13 protein-coding genes and 2 pseudogenes are annotated in these 17,689 nt (G+C 47.9%); 2 read left to right on the forward strand and 13 right to left on the reverse strand.

The features are described from left to right. Positions 1-23: 23 nt before the first annotated feature. The 3 genes from tpx to trpS form a co-directional block, all read right to left on the reverse strand. On the reverse strand, positions 24-518 hold the full coding sequence (tpx, locus tag ACTHTK_RS00340; RefSeq protein ID WP_107723208.1) for a thiol peroxidase: 495 nt from the start codon (positions 516-518) through the stop codon (positions 24-26). A 43-nt stretch (positions 519-561) separates the two neighbouring features. After that, positions 562-1,101 carry a hypothetical protein gene (locus ACTHTK_RS00345; RefSeq protein WP_107723209.1) on the reverse strand — a complete coding sequence of 180 codons (540 nt, stop codon included), beginning with the start codon at positions 1,099-1,101 and terminating at the stop codon, positions 562-564. 83 nt (positions 1,102-1,184) lie between these two features. Continuing rightward, positions 1,185-2,195 carry a tryptophan--tRNA ligase gene (gene trpS / locus ACTHTK_RS00350; RefSeq protein ID WP_107723210.1) on the reverse strand — a complete coding sequence of 337 codons (1,011 nt, stop codon included), beginning with the start codon at positions 2,193-2,195 and terminating at the stop codon, positions 1,185-1,187. Positions 2,196-2,452: 257 nt separating this feature from the next. On the opposite strand from trpS, the gene clpB reads away from it, so the two are divergent. Both clpB and ACTHTK_RS00360 read left to right on the forward strand, forming a co-directional pair. Then, positions 2,453-5,026 carry an ATP-dependent chaperone ClpB gene (gene clpB / locus ACTHTK_RS00355; protein ID WP_107723211.1) on the forward strand — a complete coding sequence of 858 codons (2,574 nt, stop codon included), beginning with the start codon at positions 2,453-2,455 and terminating at the stop codon, positions 5,024-5,026. Between the two features lie 229 nt (positions 5,027-5,255). Then, the gene (locus ACTHTK_RS00360; protein ID WP_107723212.1) at positions 5,256-7,244 is read left to right on the forward strand and encodes a site-specific recombinase; all 1,989 of its coding nucleotides are present in this window, start codon (positions 5,256-5,258) and stop codon (positions 7,242-7,244) included. Positions 7,245-7,309: 65 nt separating this feature from the next. On the opposite strand, the gene clpP is transcribed toward ACTHTK_RS00360, so the two are convergent. The 10 genes and pseudogenes from clpP to ACTHTK_RS00410 form a co-directional block, all read right to left on the reverse strand. Beyond that, on the reverse strand, positions 7,310-7,930 hold the full coding sequence (gene clpP / locus ACTHTK_RS00365; RefSeq protein ID WP_003683589.1) for an ATP-dependent Clp endopeptidase proteolytic subunit ClpP: 621 nt from the start codon (positions 7,928-7,930) through the stop codon (positions 7,310-7,312). Positions 7,931-8,019: 89 nt separating this feature from the next. Next, a complete protein-coding gene (gene tig, locus ACTHTK_RS00370; RefSeq protein ID WP_440378214.1) occupies positions 8,020-9,330 on the reverse strand; it encodes a trigger factor in 1,311 nt (436 codons plus the stop codon). 192 nt (positions 9,331-9,522) lie between these two features. Continuing rightward, positions 9,523-11,163: pseudogene (locus tag ACTHTK_RS00375) on the reverse strand (DNA translocase FtsK); the annotation flags it as partial. Between the two features lie 101 nt (positions 11,164-11,264). Continuing rightward, positions 11,265-11,967 (reverse strand): annotated as a pseudogene (locus ACTHTK_RS00380) (DNA translocase FtsK 4TM domain-containing protein); the annotation flags it as partial. Positions 11,968-12,155: 188 nt separating this feature from the next. After that, positions 12,156-12,707: a hypothetical protein gene (locus ACTHTK_RS00385; RefSeq protein ID WP_070765493.1), complete on the reverse strand. Its 552-nt coding sequence runs from the start codon at positions 12,705-12,707 to the stop codon at positions 12,156-12,158. Positions 12,708-12,743: 36 nt separating this feature from the next. After that, entirely contained in the window at positions 12,744-13,097 is a 354-nt protein-coding gene (locus tag ACTHTK_RS00390; protein ID WP_070826253.1) for a nucleolar protein, read from the reverse strand. A gap of 47 nt (positions 13,098-13,144) precedes the next feature. Beyond that, positions 13,145-15,064, reverse strand: coding sequence for an ATP-binding cassette domain-containing protein (locus tag ACTHTK_RS00395; protein WP_107723215.1), 1,920 nt, complete (start codon positions 15,062-15,064; stop codon positions 13,145-13,147). Between the two features lie 169 nt (positions 15,065-15,233). Continuing rightward, entirely contained in the window at positions 15,234-16,001 is a 768-nt protein-coding gene (locus tag ACTHTK_RS00400) for an amino acid ABC transporter ATP-binding protein (protein WP_070826255.1), read from the reverse strand. A 9-nt stretch (positions 16,002-16,010) separates the two neighbouring features. Next, positions 16,011-16,727, reverse strand: a complete 717-nt coding sequence (locus tag ACTHTK_RS00405) for an amino acid ABC transporter permease (protein WP_049336124.1) — start codon at positions 16,725-16,727, stop codon at positions 16,011-16,013. Further along, positions 16,717-17,541 (reverse strand): amino acid ABC transporter substrate-binding protein, encoded by an 825-nt coding sequence (locus ACTHTK_RS00410; RefSeq protein WP_440378215.1) that lies wholly within the window; start codon positions 17,539-17,541, stop codon positions 16,717-16,719. The genes ACTHTK_RS00405 and ACTHTK_RS00410 overlap by 11 nt, the downstream gene beginning before the upstream one ends. Between the last annotated feature and the right edge of the window lie 148 nt (positions 17,542-17,689).

Genomic DNA, 17,689 nt, shown 5'->3' on the forward strand with positions numbered 1-17,689 from the left:
ACGGCCTAATTTTATTTGGTTAATTACAAAACAGCCAAAGCCGCTTCGTAGTCAGGCTCATTTGCAATTTCAGAAACCAACTCAGCGTGGAGAACTTGGTTTTGCTCGTTCAAAACCACCACTGCGCGGGCAGTCAGGCCGCGTAATGGGCTTTCTGTCAGTGTAACACCGTAATCGTTAGAAAAGCTGCTGCGGAATGTGGAAAGTGTCACTACATTTTCCAAACCTTCTGCGCCGCAGAAACGGGCTTGTGCAAACGGTAAATCGGCAGAAATGCACAAAATAACGGTATTATCCAAAGACGAGGCATGTTTGTTGAAAGTGCGGACGGACTGGGCGCATACGCCGGTGTCAATGCTGGGGAAAATATTCAGCACTTTGCGTTTGCCTGCAAAGTCAGCCAATGATTTCTCAGATAGGTCTGCTGCTACCAATGTGAAATCAGGTGCAACCTGGCCGATGGCAGGCAAATTGCCGTTTGTAGAAATAGGTGAGCCTTGGAAAGTAACTTGGGCCATGATTCAGTCCTTGTGTCAGGGGGAAAATAGGATGGTCAGGGGTTTAGTAATGACGGCGGCGGAAATAGAACATGCCTTCGCTGTCAATTTCTAAAATATAGCGGCCGTTTTGGACGGCAGCATAACCGCTTTTGCCTTCGGTATAAGGCTGTAAAGCAGCGTGTGAAATCAAATAGTCAGTCAGCTTGCTGCCGTCTTGGGCAATATTGTCCACCATTTTTGCAAAGGCAGTGTGGCAGACGCCGTTGGCTGACCAGCCGGCTGGAACACCTTTTTCATTTTTTTCCATGCATTGGCCGCTGATGACTTCTAAGTCGGTAGGGTGCTTGCCAATCAGATTAATGACACCACCCTCTATGCCGTTAATCGGGTAGGTACGTTGTTTTTTGCCTTCTTTGGTTTCGCCTTCTTGTGCTGTACCCAAATCCAAACCGGATATGGCTTGTTCATCGATATATTTAACTTTGAAGGTAGGCTTGGGTGCTTTGCCTGAAGCAGCATCATTGGCTACAGTATCTTCAGATTTACCGCCGCAGGCAGCCAAAGACAGGCTGAGTAAGATAAGGGGGAAGGTTTTTTTCATATGAGAAACCCTAGAAAACGATTATATTTCAAATGATAAACGATATTATGGCCGTCTGAAATATTCAGACGGCCTTACTATTATTATTTCAACGGACGAATACCTACTGCATCGCGTACTTTATCCAACAATTCGCGTGCTTCTTTACGCGCTTTTTGTGCGCCGGCCTGCAAAATGTCTTCAATTTGAGAGGGTTTGGCTGTTAACTCATTGTAACGCTCGCGGGGTTCTGCGAGTTCGGCATTGATTTTTGTACCCAAGAGTTTCTTAGCCTCACCCCAAGCAAGGCCTTCGGCCAGCATTTGCGTGAACTCGGCAGTTTCAGACGGCGTGGAGAAGGCTTTGTAGATTTCAAACAGAGGACTTTCATCAGTCTGTTTCGGCTCGCCGGGTTCTTTCATATTGGTGATGATTTTGTTAACCGATTTTTGGGTCTTCTTGTCGTTTTCCCAAAGCGGAATGGTGTTGCCGTAGGATTTGGACATTTTGCGTCCGTCCAAGCCGACCAAGAGTTCGACATTTTCGTCGATTTTCACTTCTGGCAGGGTGAAGAGTTCTTGGAAGCGGTGGTTGAAGCGGCCGGCAATATCGCGAGCCATTTCAACGTGTTGGATTTGGTCGCGACCGACCGGTACTTCATGGGCATTGAACATAAGAATGTCGGCAGTCATGAGGATAGGGTAGCTGTACAGGCCCATTTCCACGCCATGATCCGGATCTTCCTGACCGTTTTCGGTATTTGCCTGTACTGCGGCTTTATAAGCGTGGGCGCGGTTCATCAGGCCTTTTGCGGTGATACAGGTCAGAATCCAGTTCAACTCCATTACTTCGGGAATATCGCTTTGACGGTAGAAAGTGGTCTGTTCAGGGTTGAGTCCGCAGGCGAGCCATGTGGCGGCAACAGCTTGAGTAGATTGATGAATCATTTCTGGCTCATGACATTTGATGATGCCGTGATAGTCGGCCAAAAAGAGGAATGATTCGGTATTGGAATCTTGTGCTGCGCGGATAGCCGGGCGGATGGCACCGACATAGTTGCCCAAGTGTGGAATACCTGTTGTGGTAACGCCTGTTAAAACTCGTTTTTTGCTCATGAAAGTATCCTTCGGCACAAAGGCCGTCTGAAAATAAATATGGTGCCGATTATACCTGATTATTCTTGATTTTTCAGACGGCCTTTTGAGTAAAGGGTAACTGGATAATAAAGTTATACACATAAAATTATAAAAATAAAACTTTATAAAACAATAAGGTAATAAAAATTTTTGGTTAATGGAGTAAATAGCTATTGAGTTATCCACATTTGCGCTTATATAGGCTCTAACAGAATATATTTGAAGAGGAACTTAAAATGAGATTTGATAAATTGACTGCCAAATTTCAGCAAGCTTTGCAAGAAGGTCAAAGTTTGGCTTTGGTTGCGGACAGCAGCTACCTTGAGGCCGGCTTTATCTTAAAAGCGTTGCTTGACGATCAAAACAGTGGTGCCGCTGCGTTACTTGCTCATGCAGGTGTGAATGTGCCTCAAGTAAAACAACGTTTGCAGCAACATTTGAGCAGCTTGCCAAAAGTATCCGGTCAAGGTGGCGACATTATGCCTAGCCGTGAGCTGCAAGCTGTGTTAAACCTGATGGATAAGGCTGCAACCAAACGCGGCGATGCCTATATCGCCAGCGAACTTTTCCTGCTTGCCTTGGTACAACAGAACGATGCGACCGGCAAAATCCTGAAAGAAGCCGGTGCGACCGAACAAAATATCAATGCCGCGATCGATGCGGTACGAGGAGGACAAAACGTGAACGATGCGAATGCCGAAGACCAACGCGATGCTTTGAAAAAATACACACTCGACCTGACTCAACGCGCCCGAGACGGCAAGCTCGACCCTGTTATTGGTCGTGATGATGAAATTCGTCGTGCAATTCAGGTATTGCAACGCCGTACCAAAAACAACCCTGTGCTGATTGGTGAGCCTGGTGTGGGTAAAACCGCTATTGTTGAAGGTTTGGCGCAACGTATTGTTAACGGCGAAGTGCCTGAATCCCTGCGTAACAAACGCCTGCTGGTTTTGGATTTGGCGGCTTTGATTGCCGGCGCGAAATACCGTGGCGAATTTGAAGAACGCTTGAAAGGCGTGTTGAACGACTTGGCTAAAGATGACGGTAACACTCTGATTTTCATTGATGAAATCCATACTTTGGTCGGCGCGGGCAAAACCGACGGCGCAATGGATGCGGGCAATATGTTGAAACCGGCTTTGGCGCGCGGCGAATTGCACTGTATCGGTGCGACCACTTTGGATGAATACCGTCAATACATCGAAAAAGACGCGGCACTCGAACGCCGTTTCCAAAAAGTATTGGTTGGCGAGCCAAGCGTGGAGGATACCATCGCTATTTTACGCGGTTTGCAAGAGCGTTATGAAATCCACCACGGTATCGATATTACCGACCCTGCTATCGTTGCCGCAGCGGAGTTGAGCGACCGTTATATTACCGACCGCTTCCTGCCTGATAAAGCGATTGATTTGATCGATGAAGCAGCCAGCCGCATCAAAATGGAGTTGGACAGCAAACCTGAGCAAATGGATAAACTTGACCGTCGCATTATCCAGCTCAAAATGGAGAAAATGCACGTTGCCAAAGAAAGCGATGATGCCAGCAAGAAACGTCTGGAATTGATAGACGAAGAAATCGACGGCTTGCAAAAAGAATACGCCGATTTGGACGAAATCTGGAAAGCAGAAAAAGCCGCCTCTTCCAGCACCGCCGACATCAAAAAACAGATGGACGACATCAAAGTCAAAATCGAGCAGGCCAAACGTCAAGGCGATTTTGCCCGTGCGTCCGAACTCGAATACGGTGAGTTGCCTAAATTGGGCGCACAGTTGCAAGCTGCGGAAAGTAACCCCGACGGCAAAAAACAAAACAAACTCTTCCGTACCGAAGTTGGTGCGGACGAAGTGGCCGAAATCGTTTCCCGTATGACCGGTATCCCTGTGTCCAAAATGATGGAAGGTGAACGCGATAAGCTGCTGAAGATGGAAGAAGTATTGCACCGCCGCGTGGTTGGTCAAGACGAAGCCGTGCGTGCCGTGTCCGACGCTATCCGCCGCAGCCGTTCCGGTTTGGCCGATCCGAATAAACCTTATGGCAGCTTCCTGTTCTTAGGCCCGACTGGTGTGGGTAAGACCGAATTGTGTAAGGCATTGGCAGGTTTCCTGTTCGACAGCGAAGATCATTTGATTCGTATCGATATGTCCGAATACATGGAAAAACATGCTGTTGCCCGCTTAATCGGCGCGCCTCCGGGCTATGTCGGCTACGAAGAAGGCGGTTACCTGACTGAGCAAGTCCGCCGCAAACCATACAGTGTGATTCTTTTGGATGAAGTGGAAAAAGCCCATCCAGACGTGTTCAACATCCTGTTGCAAGTATTGGATGACGGTCGCCTGACCGATGGACAAGGCCGCACTGTGGACTTTAAAAATACTGTTATCGTCATGACTTCCAACATCGGTAGCCAACATATCCAACAAATGGGTACTCAGGACTACGAAGCGGTGAAAGAAGTTGTGATGGAGGATGTGAAAGAACATTTCCGTCCTGAAATGATCAACCGTATTGACGAAGTAGTCGTGTTCCATGGTTTGGATCAGGCCAATATCCGCAGCATTGCGAAAATCCAGCTTAAAGGTTTGGAGAAACGTTTGGAAGCACAACATCTGCATCTGAAAGTCGATGATGCTGCCTTGGATCTGATTGCCGAAGCCGGTTTTGATCCTGTGTATGGTGCCCGTCCGCTCAAACGCGCCATCCAGTCAGAAATCGAAAATACGCTGGCAAAAGCATTACTTGAAGGTAAATATGCACCTGATAGCACAATCCATGTTAAAGAAGAGGATGGTAAGCTCTTGTTTGCATAAGGTTAAAACAATGTAGTATGTTGTTGTAAAAGGCCGTCTGAAAGAATTCAGACGGCCTTTCTTAGTTATTGATTCACATCATATATTTGTTATGTAATTTGATTATTCATTGAATTCTAGAGAATATTAATTGAAAATCTTGTTCTATAGGTTGACAAAGAATGCGATATAATCTGACCTGTTTGCCGAGGTTCTTGCTAAATATCTCATTTTGTGTAATAATACTACAATGCAAAAACTGACTAATCAAAATCTTCACATTATTTTGTCGGAGCGCTTAAATGATACCGACTTTGTTCTTATTCTCAATGCATTAATCAAATTTTTGCGCAGAGGAGGCAAAAAACAGGCTTCCGAACGTTTCGATTTGATTTTATCTACTTTAAAACAAGACGATGCTTTATGCCGTCAATTCAGCCTGCGCTTCTATGCCTGGCTGTCCAAAGTTCACATCTATCCTGCGCTGATTAAGCTGGGTATTTTCTCGCGCCATAGTTTTACTCGGGAGATGGGCATACGGATTTACGAACGTTTCAGCCCGTCTTATAAAGACTTTTCCAATCTGCGCGAAGTATTTTTATATCTTTTTCATTCGAAAAACGATGATAAATGGTTGCAAACTTTGAGTTTGCGCCAATGGTTGAGTATGTATGAGTTGTTGCAGGGTAAGGCGGATCCTACTTTGCTTCAGACGGCCAGCCGACAGTTGGCAGATGCCCGTTTGCGTGCAGTAGAAATGCTGTCTATTTGGATTGCTTCCGAAGCGATTGAGCCGGATTTAATACGGATTGCCCCCCGTTTGTTGGAGGCAGATTCGGCATTTGTTGCCTTACAACGTGAAATTGCAAAATTGGTAGAACACTATCGCCACAGTGAAGAAACTTACGACACGGCGCACTTGGAGGTCATGTTTGACCAGTGCGACAAGCAAATTGAGTATCTGCGTCGTCGTGGTACAGGAGCAGGGTCTGGCTCATCAGTGAAAGTGGCGCACTTGCTGGAGCGTTTGCAGCAAACTATCAGCCGTCTGAAACTGTTGACCAATATTCAAATTGAAACCGGCAGCCGCACCCGCTTAACCATCAATCTGATGAATGCGATGATTTATGCGGCGGTGGAGCAATACAGCACCAGCCACTTGCGTAAAAGCAGTATCCGAATGCTGGCACGCAGTATTACGGAAAACAAAAGCCATCATGGTGAGCATTACATTACGCGCAACCGTAGTGAATATTTCAAAATGTTTTATTCTGCAGCAGGTGGCGGTGTAATTATTGCTTTGATGGCATTGAATAAAATCCATATTGCGTCTTTGGGATTCGGCGAGTTTACTACTTCATTCCTTGCCGGGCTTAACTACGGCTTAGGCTTTATGCTGATTCATATGCTGCACTGTACCGTTGCGACCAAACAGCCTGCTATGACGGCGGCGAGCTTTGCCGAGCAGGTGGACTCAAATGAAGGCAGCAAAGCAGTGGACAACAAATTGGCAAAACTGCTGATTGACGTGTGTCGTTCGCAAAGTGTTGCCGTGTTTGGCAATGTATCGATTGCCGTATTGTTGGCGGCGGGGATCGCTTGGGGCTATGCTTACACGCATGGCCAGCCTTTGTTGAATGAGGCGGTTACAGCCTACCAGCTTAAATCTATTGAGATTTTTACTCAGCCGACCTTATGGTATGCCGCTATTGCCGGTGTATGGTTGTTTTGCTCGGGGATTATTGCCGGCTTCTTTGACAACCGTTCTGATTATCTGAACCTGCGTCAGCGCCTGCCGTTTAATCCGTTTTTACGAAAAATCATGCGTCCGCAGCCGCGCCGCCGTTTGGCCGCTTATATTCATAAGCATTACGGCTCGCTTATGGGCAATTTTATTTTCGGTATGCTTTTGGGGATGACCGGCTATTTCGGCCATCTTTTCGGCTTGCCGCTGGATATTCGCCATGTGGCGTTTTCTTCGGCAAATTTGGGTTATGCCGCGATTAGCGGTCATGCAGATATATTCACTTTTATGCTTGGCTTGGCAAGTGTATTGGCAATCGGTATGGTGAATCTGGTGGTCAGCTTTTCTTTAGCTTTGGCCGTTGCGCTCCGTTCTCGAGGCACGCGTTTGGGCAGTATGCGTAATCTGCTGAAGAGTTTCTGGAGTCAAGTGAAAGCCAATCCTTTGATTTTGCTGTATCCGGTTCAAGTGAATAATAAAGACAACGCGAAGTAAGATTGAAGAAAGGCCGTCTGAATATATATTTTTCAGACGGCCTTTTGATTTAAAAACTATAAAGATTAGGCTTGCAGAGAGGCGCGGTTTTCCAAAACTTGGTCAATCAAACCATATTCTTTAGCTTCATCGGCAGACATATAATTGTCGCGGTCGGTATCGCGTTCCAAGTCGGCCAAATCGCGATCACAATGTTTGGCGAGTAAGCGGTTCAGTTTCTCTTTGATTTTCAGCAGCTCTTTAGCGTGAATTTCAATATCGGAAGCCTGACCGGCCAAGCCGCCGCTGATGAGCGGTTGGTGAATCATGATGCGGCTGTTTGGCAGGGCAAAGCGTTTGCCTTTTTCGCCTGCGGACAACAGGAATGCTCCCATGCTTGCCGCTTGGCCCAAGCATAAAGTAGAAACATGAGGCTTGATGAAGTTCATGGTGTCGTAAATCGACATACCGGCAGTAACCGAACCGCCCGGAGAGTTGATATAGAAGAAGATATCTTTATCAGGGTTTTCACTTTCCAAGAACAGTAATTGCGCAACAACCAAGTTGGCAGATTCGTCTGTCACCGGGCCGATCAAGAAAACGATGCGCTCTTTCAAAAGGCGTGAGTAGATGTCGAATGCGCGCTCGCCGCGACCGCTTTGTTCGATAACGGTAGGGACAAGGTAATTATTGAAATCGAAGGACATTTTTGTCTCCTGTTAATGTTGGAAAAGCACCAAAGCATTTAAAGCGCTTCGGTGCTTTTGATTGTCTGTTTCAGACGGCCTTGGAGCAATTAAGCTTGTGCGCCCATTACTTCGTCAAAAGACAGCGCTTTTTCGGTTACTTTAGCTTTGCTCAGAACGAAATCAACAACGTTGCTTTCTACTGCCAAAGAAGTCGGGCCTTGCAGGCGGGAAGGCTCTGCGTAGTACCAGTCGATAACTTCTTGAGGATCTTCGTAGCTTTCTGCGAAGTTGGCAACAACGGCTTTGATTTGGTCTTCAGTTGGCTCAAGTTTGTTTTCTTCAACCAATTTAGCCAAAATCAGACCCAAGGCAACGCGGCGTTCTGCTTGTTCTTTGAACATATCCAAAGGCAGATCCAAGTTGGCAGCGTCAGCCATACCTTGGTTAACGAAGTTTTGTTTCATTTCGTTTGCCAAGCGGGCCGCTTCTTCGTTGACCAAAGCAACAGGAACTTGCAAGTCAGTCGCTTTGAGCAGGGCGTTCATGACAGATTCTTTGGTTTGTTCACCGATGCGACGTTCAACTTCGCGGCCGACGTTTTTCTTCACTTCTTCACGCATTTTGGCAACGTCGCCGTCTTCAATACCCAGAGCTTTAGCAAAGTCAGCGTTAACTTCAGGCAAAGTAGCTTCAGAAACGTTGTTCAGAGTGATGGTGAATACGGCAGATTTACCGGCAACATCTTTACCGTGGTAGTCTTCAGGGAAGTTTACGGTAACATCTTTGCTTTCACCGGCTTTCATGCCGACAACACCGGCTTCGAATTCAGGCAACATTTGACCTGCGCCCAATACGAAAGCGTAGTTTTTAGACGCGCCGCCAGCGAAAGGTTCGCCGTCGATTTTGCCTTCAAAGTCGATGATGACGCGGTCGCCGTTTTGGGCTTCGCGGTCAACATGGTTGAAGCGGGTGCGTTGTTTACGCAGAATTTCTACAGTTTGGTCAACTTCGGCATCGCCAACGGTTGCAGTAACTTTTTCTACTTCTTGGGCAGACAGGTCACCAATAGTTACTTCAGGGAAAACTTCAAAAATAGCGGCAACTTTGAAAGACTCTTGATCGTCTTGTTCTTCAACGCCTTCAAAGCGTGGGTAACCGGCAACTTTCAATTCTTGGGCAACGGCAACTTCGTAGAATTCGCGTTGTACCAATTCGTTGATAACGTCGTTTTGTGCGCTTGCGCCGTATATTTGGGCAATCATTTTGAACGGTGCTTTACCCGGACGGAAGCCGTCAATTTTTGCGCGGCGTTGGGTTTGTTTCAGTTTTTTCTCAGTTTCTGCGTTGATTTTGGACCAAGGCAGAGACAATACTACTTTGCGTTCCAGATTTTCTAAAGTTTCAACAGTTACGCTCATCGTAAGCCCTTAAATTTGTTGTGTTTAAACGGTTATCCTTCTGCTCAGTATTCCGAAGAATTTCGGAAGCGTGCATAAGGTCAAAATTTAGCTGCTTAGTATAACACAATGTTTCATGAATAACATAAAAAGGCCGTCTGAAAAGTGGGGAATTCTTTTCAGACGGCCTTTGCGTTTCGATATTGTTGTTTTTTACAGCTGGTCTTTTTGAGCCAGAATCCGTCGGCTGCCGTTGATGTCTGCCGGAGAGAGAACTCCGGCATTTTCAAGCGCATCTACCAAATTGGCGGCACGGTTGTAGCCGATGCGTAATTGGCGTTGCAGTGCGGAGATGGAAGTTTTCCGGCTTTCCAATACGAAGGCAACGGCTTGATCGAATAGCTCATCGCTGTTTGCATTCGGATTGACAATATTGGTGGTTTCGATGGCCGCTTCGCCACTGAGCAGACCTTCCACATAATTGGTTGGAGCCTGTTCTTTGACGAAATTGACGACCTGATGCACTTCATCATCGGAAACAAACGCACCTTGCAGGCGTGTCGGTTCTGCGCTACCCGGTTGCAGGAATAATGAGTCGCCGTATTTGAGTAATTCGTCCGCACCCATTTGGTCAAGAATGGTGCGGCTGTCGATTTTGCTTTGTACGGTAAAGGCCATGCGTGTCGGAATGTTGGCTTTAATCAGGCCGGTAACCACATCAACGCTTGGGCGTTGGGTGGCGACAATCATGTGTATGCCTGCTGCACGCGCTTTTTGGGCAAGGCGTGCGATTTGCTGCTCGACGGATTTGCGTTCGGTCATCATCAAGTCAGCCAACTCATCGATAACGACTACAATCAACGGCAGTTTTTCCAGAGGCTCGGGATCATCGGGATTTAAGCTGAACGGATTGAGTAATGGCTTGCCTGCCGCTTTGGCCTGTTCGACTTTTTGGTTGAAGCCGTCCAGATTGCGCACGCCGGCATGGGAAAGCAGGCGATAGCGTTTTTCCATTTCGGCAACGCACCAGTTTAACGCTTGCCCTGCCTCGCGCATATCGGTTACAACCGGGCAGAGCAGGTGTGGAATGCCGTCGTAAATGCTCAATTCCAGCATTTTCGGGTCAATCATAATGAAGCGGACTTCGTCGGGCGAGGCTTTGAAGAGCATGGACATAATCATGCCGTTCACGCCGACGGATTTACCCGATCCGGTCATACCTGCGACCAAAAGATGAGGCATTTTTGCCAAGTCGCCGACAATGGGCGTACCTGCAATATCTTTACCCAAAGCAACGGTCAGTTTGGACTTGGCATCGGTAAACACGGGAGAAGAGAGGATCTCACTCAACATCACGTCTTGGCGTTTCTCATTGGGTAATTCGATGCCCATGGTGTTTTTACCGGCAATGGTTTCTACGATACGTACCGCTTGCAGAGACATTGAGCGCGCCAAATCTTTGGACAGGGCGACAATTTGGCTGCCTTTGACACCTTGTGCCGGTTCGATTTCGTAGCGGGTAATCACAGGGCCGGAAGTGGCGGAAACAACCTGTACGCCAATGCCAAATTCAGCCAGTTTGGCTTCAATTAATTCTGCGGTCTGTTGCAATTCATCCGGATTGACGGCAACCGGTTCTTTAGACGGCATACGCAACAGGTTCATGTTGGGTTTGTGGTATTCGCCGTTGTTTTTAGGCTCGGTATCGTCAAACAGGGAAGTTTGGATTTTAGGGGGCGGCGCAACGGATACGGCAACGGTTTTGCGGTTGCTGCTGCTGCCTGCCAACGGAGCAACCGGGGTGGCGGTAATGGTTTTGGCCTCTTTAACCATGCGGCGCGTATTTTGGGTTTCCAAAGCTTCGGAGTGGACATCTTCTTTTTTATTTTGGAATTGAGACAGTTTTTTCATTAGGCTGCCAAACAGGCCGCCCATATGGCTGCCGGATTTGGCCATGACTTCCAACCATGACACCTGAGCCAGCAGGGAAATGGACAACAGCAACATCACCAGCATAATCAACAGGCTGCCTGATTTGCCCAACAGCCAAGCCAAGCCTGAGCCCGCAAGTAAGCCGACCAAGCCGCCGGCGCCAACGGGAAGGGATTCGCTTAATGCGTTGTCAAACAGGAAGTGTTCGATAATCGGGCTGCACACCAGCAGGAGAAACAATGCCAAAGCGGCTACGCCATGATTGTAGGGCTTGTGGTTTTCCTGCTTTTTCATGGGGCGGAAATTTTTGTAGAGGAAAACGCAAGAGGCGGCTATCCACCACCAAAACGATAAGCCGAACAGATAATATCCAACATCGGAAAGATAGGAGCCAAAGAGGCCGCCGAGGTTGGCAACATCATTGCTTTTGGGAACGCTGCGCGACCATGCAGGATCGTCCATGCTGAAGCTGGCCAGGGAAATGGCCAGATAAATGGTGATAACCAAGCCAAACAGCCATAAAGCATCATTAATCAAGTTGACGACATGCTCGGGACGCGCTTTTTTTTCTTCGTTTTTTTGCAGCTCTTTGGCGGCTTTCAGGCGTTGGGAGACTTTATTGTCGGCTTGAGTTTGTGCTTTAGTGGATTTGCGTGTGGTCGGTTTGGCTGCCGGTTTGGTAGAGACGCGTTTTTTTGTTTGGGTTTTAGAAGATTTTGCAGTCATGAGATAAAGGCCGTCTGAAAAGACCGGAGGTAATGTGCGTAAAGGGCAAATTATACCGTATTTACTAGGCACAAGAAATTGAAACGGGCGTAATCATTTTAGGATTCAGGCCGTCTGTTCGGCGTGACGAAAATTTTGGATTTCGTTTCCACCTGTTCAGACGGCCTGATGTTTTGATTGATTTGGACTTACATTCTGCCCAGTTCGCGCTGGAGGGCTTGAATATTTTTCTCCCTATCCAAAACCGCACCTTGCAATGTGCTGATGGCCTGTTGATTGACGCTGCCGCCTTTGGCTGTCCGTGCTTGGCTCAGTTGCTTTTTGGCATCGGCCAAAGCCGCGCGTTCATTGGATAACTCGGTTTCCAAAATAGAACGGCGACTGTTGACGCCGGAGGATTTTGGAACCGGAGGAGGAGCTGTTTCAGAAGCGGTGCGGACAGGGGCAGGTTTGGGTGTTGCCTTATTGTTGGATTTTGCCGCTGTATTTTTGCTTTTTGCCGGAGCAGTTTGTGATGTCGGCGCATTGAGTGTAGGCGCATCGCTAACCGGGGCATCGTATCGGCTGCTGCTGTATTTGCCGACAATCGGCAAGTCGTTGACGGCTTGGCAGTTTCCGCTTGGGCGCGAGGTATAGACAATCGAGCCGTTGACTTCGCAGGTGTAGATTTTTGCGGCGTGGGCTTGGCTGTTGAAAACAGCAAGCGGCAGCAGGGATAGGGTAAGCAGATATTTTTTCATGATTCAGGTAGGGCTGATTCGTTGCAGTTGAGCATTTTATTCTTGTTCAGACGGCATGGGCTGCTGTTTTTTAGCTTTTTTACCGTTCTTGTTTTTGCTCGGTTTGTCGGCTTTTTTCTCTTGTTTATCGGATTTTTCCGCGCGTGCCTTTTTCTTAGGCTTTGCACTTGCGCGTTCATCAGAGGCATTGAGGCTGCGGATGTTGAGGTGGTAACCGCTGCCTTGATGGCCGCTGATTTTAGGCAATTCGGCCTGTGCGCAGGAGGATTTGGGTTCGGAAGTATAGCTGCCGTTGCCGCAGGAATAAACTGCGGCGGCTGCGTGAAGAGAAATGCCCAAGACGAAAGAGGATACGAGGAAGTATCCGGCTTGTTTGATGGTTGAAGTCATGTTTTTCCGTATTGTGTTTTTTTTCAGACGGCCTGATGGCTCTATTTTTATTGGGAAAACTCGGCTTCGACATCAACTTGGATTTGCTCAAGCTCTTCCTGCCATTGCAGCCAGTTTTCTTCCAGTTGCGTTAATTTTACTTTAGTTTCTGTTAATTGTGCGAGTGTCTCTTGCAATTTGGGTTTATTTTCTTCTGAATAAGCAGATTCTTGTGCCAAAAATGCTTCACAGGCCGTCTGAATATCAGTCAATCGTGCGATTTCTTTTTCGGCTTTGTCGATTTTTTGCTGAATCGGTTTGCTGCGTTTGGCTTTTTCCTGACGAATTTGTGCCTCGATACGCTTGGTGTCCTTGCGGCTTTGGCTTTGTGCAGATGCGGCGGGGGCCGTTGCAGCGTTTTCTTGTGCCAACCGCCATTGACGGTAGTCGTTCAAATCGCCGTCAAAGTTGTTCAGACGGCCTTTGTCGATAAGGAGGAAGCTGTCGGTAGTCGCTTCAAGCAGGCTGCGGTCGTGCGAAACAACAATCAATGCGCCTTGGAAACTTTGCAGGGCAAGTGTCAGGGCGTGGCGCATATCCAAGTCTAGGTGGTTGGTCGGTTCGTCAAGCAGCAGCAGATTAGGTTTTTGCCAGATAATCATGGCAAGGGCGAGCCGCGCTTTTTCACCGCCCGAAAAAGGCTCGGTCTTTTGAACCGCCATATCGCCGACAAAGTTGAAACCACCTAAAAAGTTGCGGATTTCCTGTTCGCGGACTTCGGGCGAAAGCTGTTGGATATGCCAAACCGGACTTTGGTCTGCACGTAAGGTATCCAGTTGGTGCTGGGCAAAATAGCCGATATTGAGCTTTTCGGAGCGGACGATGCTGCCGGAAAGTAAATCGATTTTTCCTGCCAATGCTTTGATAAATGTGGATTTACCGCTGCCGTTAACGCCCAACAGGCCGTAACGTGCGCCGCTTTCCAGAGACAAGGTGATATCGTGCAAAACGGTATTGTTGCCATAGCCCAAGTCGGCATGGTCGAGTTTTAACAATGGATTGGGCAGGTGGGTCGGATTGGCAAACTCAAAGGAAAACTCGCTATCCAAATGCGCAGGGGCGATGCGCTCAAGTTTGGCTAATGCCTTCATGCGGCTTTGGGCTTGTACGGCCTTTGTGGCTTTGGCTTTGAAACGGTCGATAAAGGATTGCAGATGTTTGATTTGCGCCTGCTGTTTGACGTAGGCGGCTTGTTGTTGCGCCAGACGTTGGGCGCGTTCGGCTTGATAGAAATCGTAATTGCCGCCGTATTGGGTCAGTTTTTGTTGCGACAGTTCGATGGTTTGTGTTGTGGTGGCATTCAAGAAGTCGCGGTCATGGGAGATGATGATTTGCGTACAGGGCAGGGAAGCGAGATGGTTTTCCAGCCACAACACGGTTTCTAAATCCAAATGGTTGGTCGGTTCGTCCAAAAGCAACAAATCGGCACGACAAATCAGCGCTTGGGCAAGGTTGAGGCGCATACGCCAGCCGCCGGAGAAGGATTTGACGGGGCGGGTATGTTCTTCTTGCGCAAAACCTAAGCCGTTAAGCAGTTTGGCGGCGCGTGCCGGCGCGGTATAGGCATCGATTTCTTCAAGTTTGGCGTGATATTCGGCTTGCCTCATGCCGTCGTTTTGCGCTTCTGCATGGGTCAAGGCCGTCTGAAAAGCCTGCAATTCGGCATCGCCTTGCAAAACGTAGTCTAAAGCGGAAATATCTAAATCAGGCGTTTCTTGAGAGACAGAAGCCAGACGCCATGTTTTGGGAATAAGAATTTCGCCGCCATCTTGTGTGATTTCACCTTTTATCAGCGCAAACAGGCTGGATTTGCCCGTACCGTTTTTACCGATTAAACCAACGCGTTGGCCGGGGTTGATTACGGCATCGGCTTTATCGAGCAGGACTTTCAAACCGCGTTGCAGGGTGAGTTTTTTGATTTCTATCATGATGGCAGGCAAGAGGGTGTAAAACGAAAGGCGTTATTTTACCTGAAAAGACATATAAAAGGCCGTCTGAACAAGTATGAAAACGAAATCAACGATTTCTATTTCACTTATTCAGACGGCCTTTATGAAATGACGGTCGGAAAGGCTTTCAAATTGTCTGTCGTTTCAATTAAATTTGAAGATCGCCATTGTCCGCACGGATTTGGCGCAGGAATTTTTGTGTCCGCTCATGTTTGGGATGATTGAACAAATCTTGCGGGCTGCCTTGTTCGACAATAACGCCGCCGTCCATCACGACAACGGTGGTTGCCACTTCCAAGGCAAATTTGATTTCATGCGTAACGACAACCATGGTCCAGCCTTCTTGTGCCAACTCCTTCATGGTATCCAAAACATCTTGCACCAATTCAGGGTCAAGCGCGGAAGTCGGCTCGTCAAACAGCATCAGTTCAGGCTGAATCGCCAATGCTCGGGCAATGCCGACACGCTGCTGTTGACCGCCGGAAAGCTGGTAGGGGTAGAGGTCAATTTTATCGCCCAAACCGACTTTTTTAAGCAATTTGACAGCCTCTTCACGCGCTTTGGCGACAGGCTTACCTTGTACGGCAACCGGCCCTTCCATAACATTTTCCAACGCAGTTTTGTGCGGAAAGAGGTTGTATTGTTGAAACACCATGCCGGACTTGCGGCGCAGTGCCAAAATATCGTGTTTGCTTGGTTTTTTGGAAAAATCGATGCTTAACGGCTGCGCGTTGTCAAACTCGATCTGACCTTGTTCTGGCATTTCCAAAGCATTTAAACAGCGCAAAAACGTGGTTTTACCTGAGCCGGACGGGCCTAGGATAACAACCACCTGTCCTTTGCCGACATCCAAATCGATGCCGCGCAAAATGGTATTTTCGCCAAAGGTCTTATGGATATTGCGGATTTTAATCATGACAACTCCTTATTTGGCGACATAGCGGTCGAAACGTTTTTCCAAACGCGCCTGAATCAAAAACAGCACTTTGCAGAAACACCAATAAACCAATGCGGCTTCGATATAAACGGGCAAAAAGTCATAAGTACGGTTTGCTGTCTCTTGGGCAACACGGAAAAGCTCGGTTACCGTTACCACTGCGGCAAGCGAGGTGTTTTTGAACAGGCCGATAAACTCGTTGCTTAAAGGTGGTACGGCAACGCGGAATGCCTGCGGTGCGACAATGCGGCGGAAAGTCTGCATATAGGTCATACCGATAGAGAAACCTGCTTCCCATTGGCCTTTAGGTACGGACAAAATTGCCGCGCGTATGGTTTCGGAAGCGTATGCGCCGACGTTGAGCGAAAAGCCGATGATAGCGGCAGGAATCGGATCGATATAGATGCCGACGGAAGGCAAACCATAGAATACGATGACCAACTGCACCAAAAGCGGCGTACCGCGAATGACGGAAATATAAAATTCCACCAGCTTCAGCAAGCATTTTTGGAAAATGCCGCCGGAGGGCATGATTCGCACCAAAGCAACGGCTACGGCAATAATCATGCCGATAACGAAAGAAGCGATCGCCAAAGGCAAAGACACTGCGAAGCCGGCTTTAACCATGGGCCAAAACGCGCTGATGAGCATATCAGCACGTGTTTCCGTCATAAACGGCAGAGAGGCAAGGAAATTATTTAACACTGATGTCTTTTCCGAAGAATTGTTCACCCAGTTTTTTCAGCGTGCCGTCGGCTTTCAGTTCAGTCATGGCTGTGCTGAATTTAGCCAATGCTTCATCATTGCCTTTATTGACAATCAAGCCGGAGCCGACTTTTTCGTCAGCCGGGGCAGACCAAACGATTTTTACACCGGCATTTGGGTTTTTCTTCAGGTAATCCAATACCGCCAATTCGTCGTTCAGGGTTGCGTCGGCACGTTTTTGTTCAATCAGGGTCAACGATTGCGCCAAACCATCAACAGCCACCAAATCTGCGCCTGCAGCTTTGGCTTTTTCGCCATAGTTACTGGTCAGGGATTGTGCGGTTTTCACGCCTTTGATGTCGTTGATAGATTTGATGTTGCTGTCTTTACGGGCAACCAATACGGCACCGCTCCAGCTGTAAGGCTCGGATTTATCAAAAGTCGCTTGACGCTCAGGGCTGGTCAGGCCGACTTGGTTGGCAACCACGTCAAAACGGCCGGCTTTCAAACCTGCCATCATGGAGTCCCATTGTGTTTCTTTAAATTCAACTTTGATGCCCAGTTTGTCGGCAACTGCGCGGGTTACTTCGACATCGTAGCCGGTTAATTTGCCGTCTTTGTCGTGGTAGGTGAATGGTGCGTAAGTGCCTTCCGTACCGACAGTGATGGTACCTTTGTTGTTGATACGCTCAATCAGTGAGCCGGCGGCCGAACCGGATTGTGCTGGAGCAGAAGAAGCTGAGTTGCTGCCTTCTCCGCCGCAAGCAGCCAAAACTACTGCAACGATGGTACCGAGTACGAATTTTTTCAACATGGATTTTTACTCCTGACTTTAAGTGTGTCATTTGGTATTAAAGCATGCATTCTAAGCGAAACTACCCAAAATACAAAATACATCTTAATGCCTTAAAAGGCCGTCTGAATGCTGATTTGTTCAGACGGCCTTGAATGATGTATAAAAA

It is taken from the genome of Neisseria sp. P0006.S009, assembly GCF_051962915.1.
In the GTDB taxonomy this organism is placed as follows: Bacteria; Pseudomonadota; Gammaproteobacteria; order Burkholderiales; family Neisseriaceae; genus Neisseria; species Neisseria subflava_E.

What these genes read in the sequence shown, in the direction of transcription:
- tpx (WP_107723208.1), bottom strand. Translation starts at nt 518, where the DNA reads ATGGCCCAAGTTACTTTCCAAGGCTCACCTATTTCTACAAACGGCAAT.
- ACTHTK_RS00345 (WP_107723209.1), bottom strand. Translation starts at nt 1,101, where the DNA reads ATGAAAAAAACCTTCCCCCTTATCTTACTCAGCCTGTCTTTGGCTGCC.
- trpS (WP_107723210.1), bottom strand. Translation starts at nt 2,195, where the DNA reads ATGAGCAAAAAACGAGTTTTAACAGGCGTTACCACAACAGGTATTCCA.
- clpB (WP_107723211.1), top strand. Translation starts at nt 2,453, where the DNA reads ATGAGATTTGATAAATTGACTGCCAAATTTCAGCAAGCTTTGCAAGAA.
- ACTHTK_RS00360 (WP_107723212.1), top strand. Translation starts at nt 5,256, where the DNA reads ATGCAAAAACTGACTAATCAAAATCTTCACATTATTTTGTCGGAGCGC.
- clpP (WP_003683589.1), bottom strand. Translation starts at nt 7,930, where the DNA reads ATGTCCTTCGATTTCAATAATTACCTTGTCCCTACCGTTATCGAACAA.
- tig (WP_440378214.1), bottom strand. Translation starts at nt 9,330, where the DNA reads ATGAGCGTAACTGTTGAAACTTTAGAAAATCTGGAACGCAAAGTAGTA.
- ACTHTK_RS00385 (WP_070765493.1), bottom strand. Translation starts at nt 12,707, where the DNA reads ATGAAAAAATATCTGCTTACCCTATCCCTGCTGCCGCTTGCTGTTTTC.
- ACTHTK_RS00390 (WP_070826253.1), bottom strand. Translation starts at nt 13,097, where the DNA reads ATGACTTCAACCATCAAACAAGCCGGATACTTCCTCGTATCCTCTTTC.
- ACTHTK_RS00395 (WP_107723215.1), bottom strand. Translation starts at nt 15,064, where the DNA reads ATGATAGAAATCAAAAAACTCACCCTGCAACGCGGTTTGAAAGTCCTG.
- ACTHTK_RS00400 (WP_070826255.1), bottom strand. Translation starts at nt 16,001, where the DNA reads ATGATTAAAATCCGCAATATCCATAAGACCTTTGGCGAAAATACCATT.
- ACTHTK_RS00410 (WP_440378215.1), bottom strand. Translation starts at nt 17,541, where the DNA reads ATGTTGAAAAAATTCGTACTCGGTACCATCGTTGCAGTAGTTTTGGCT.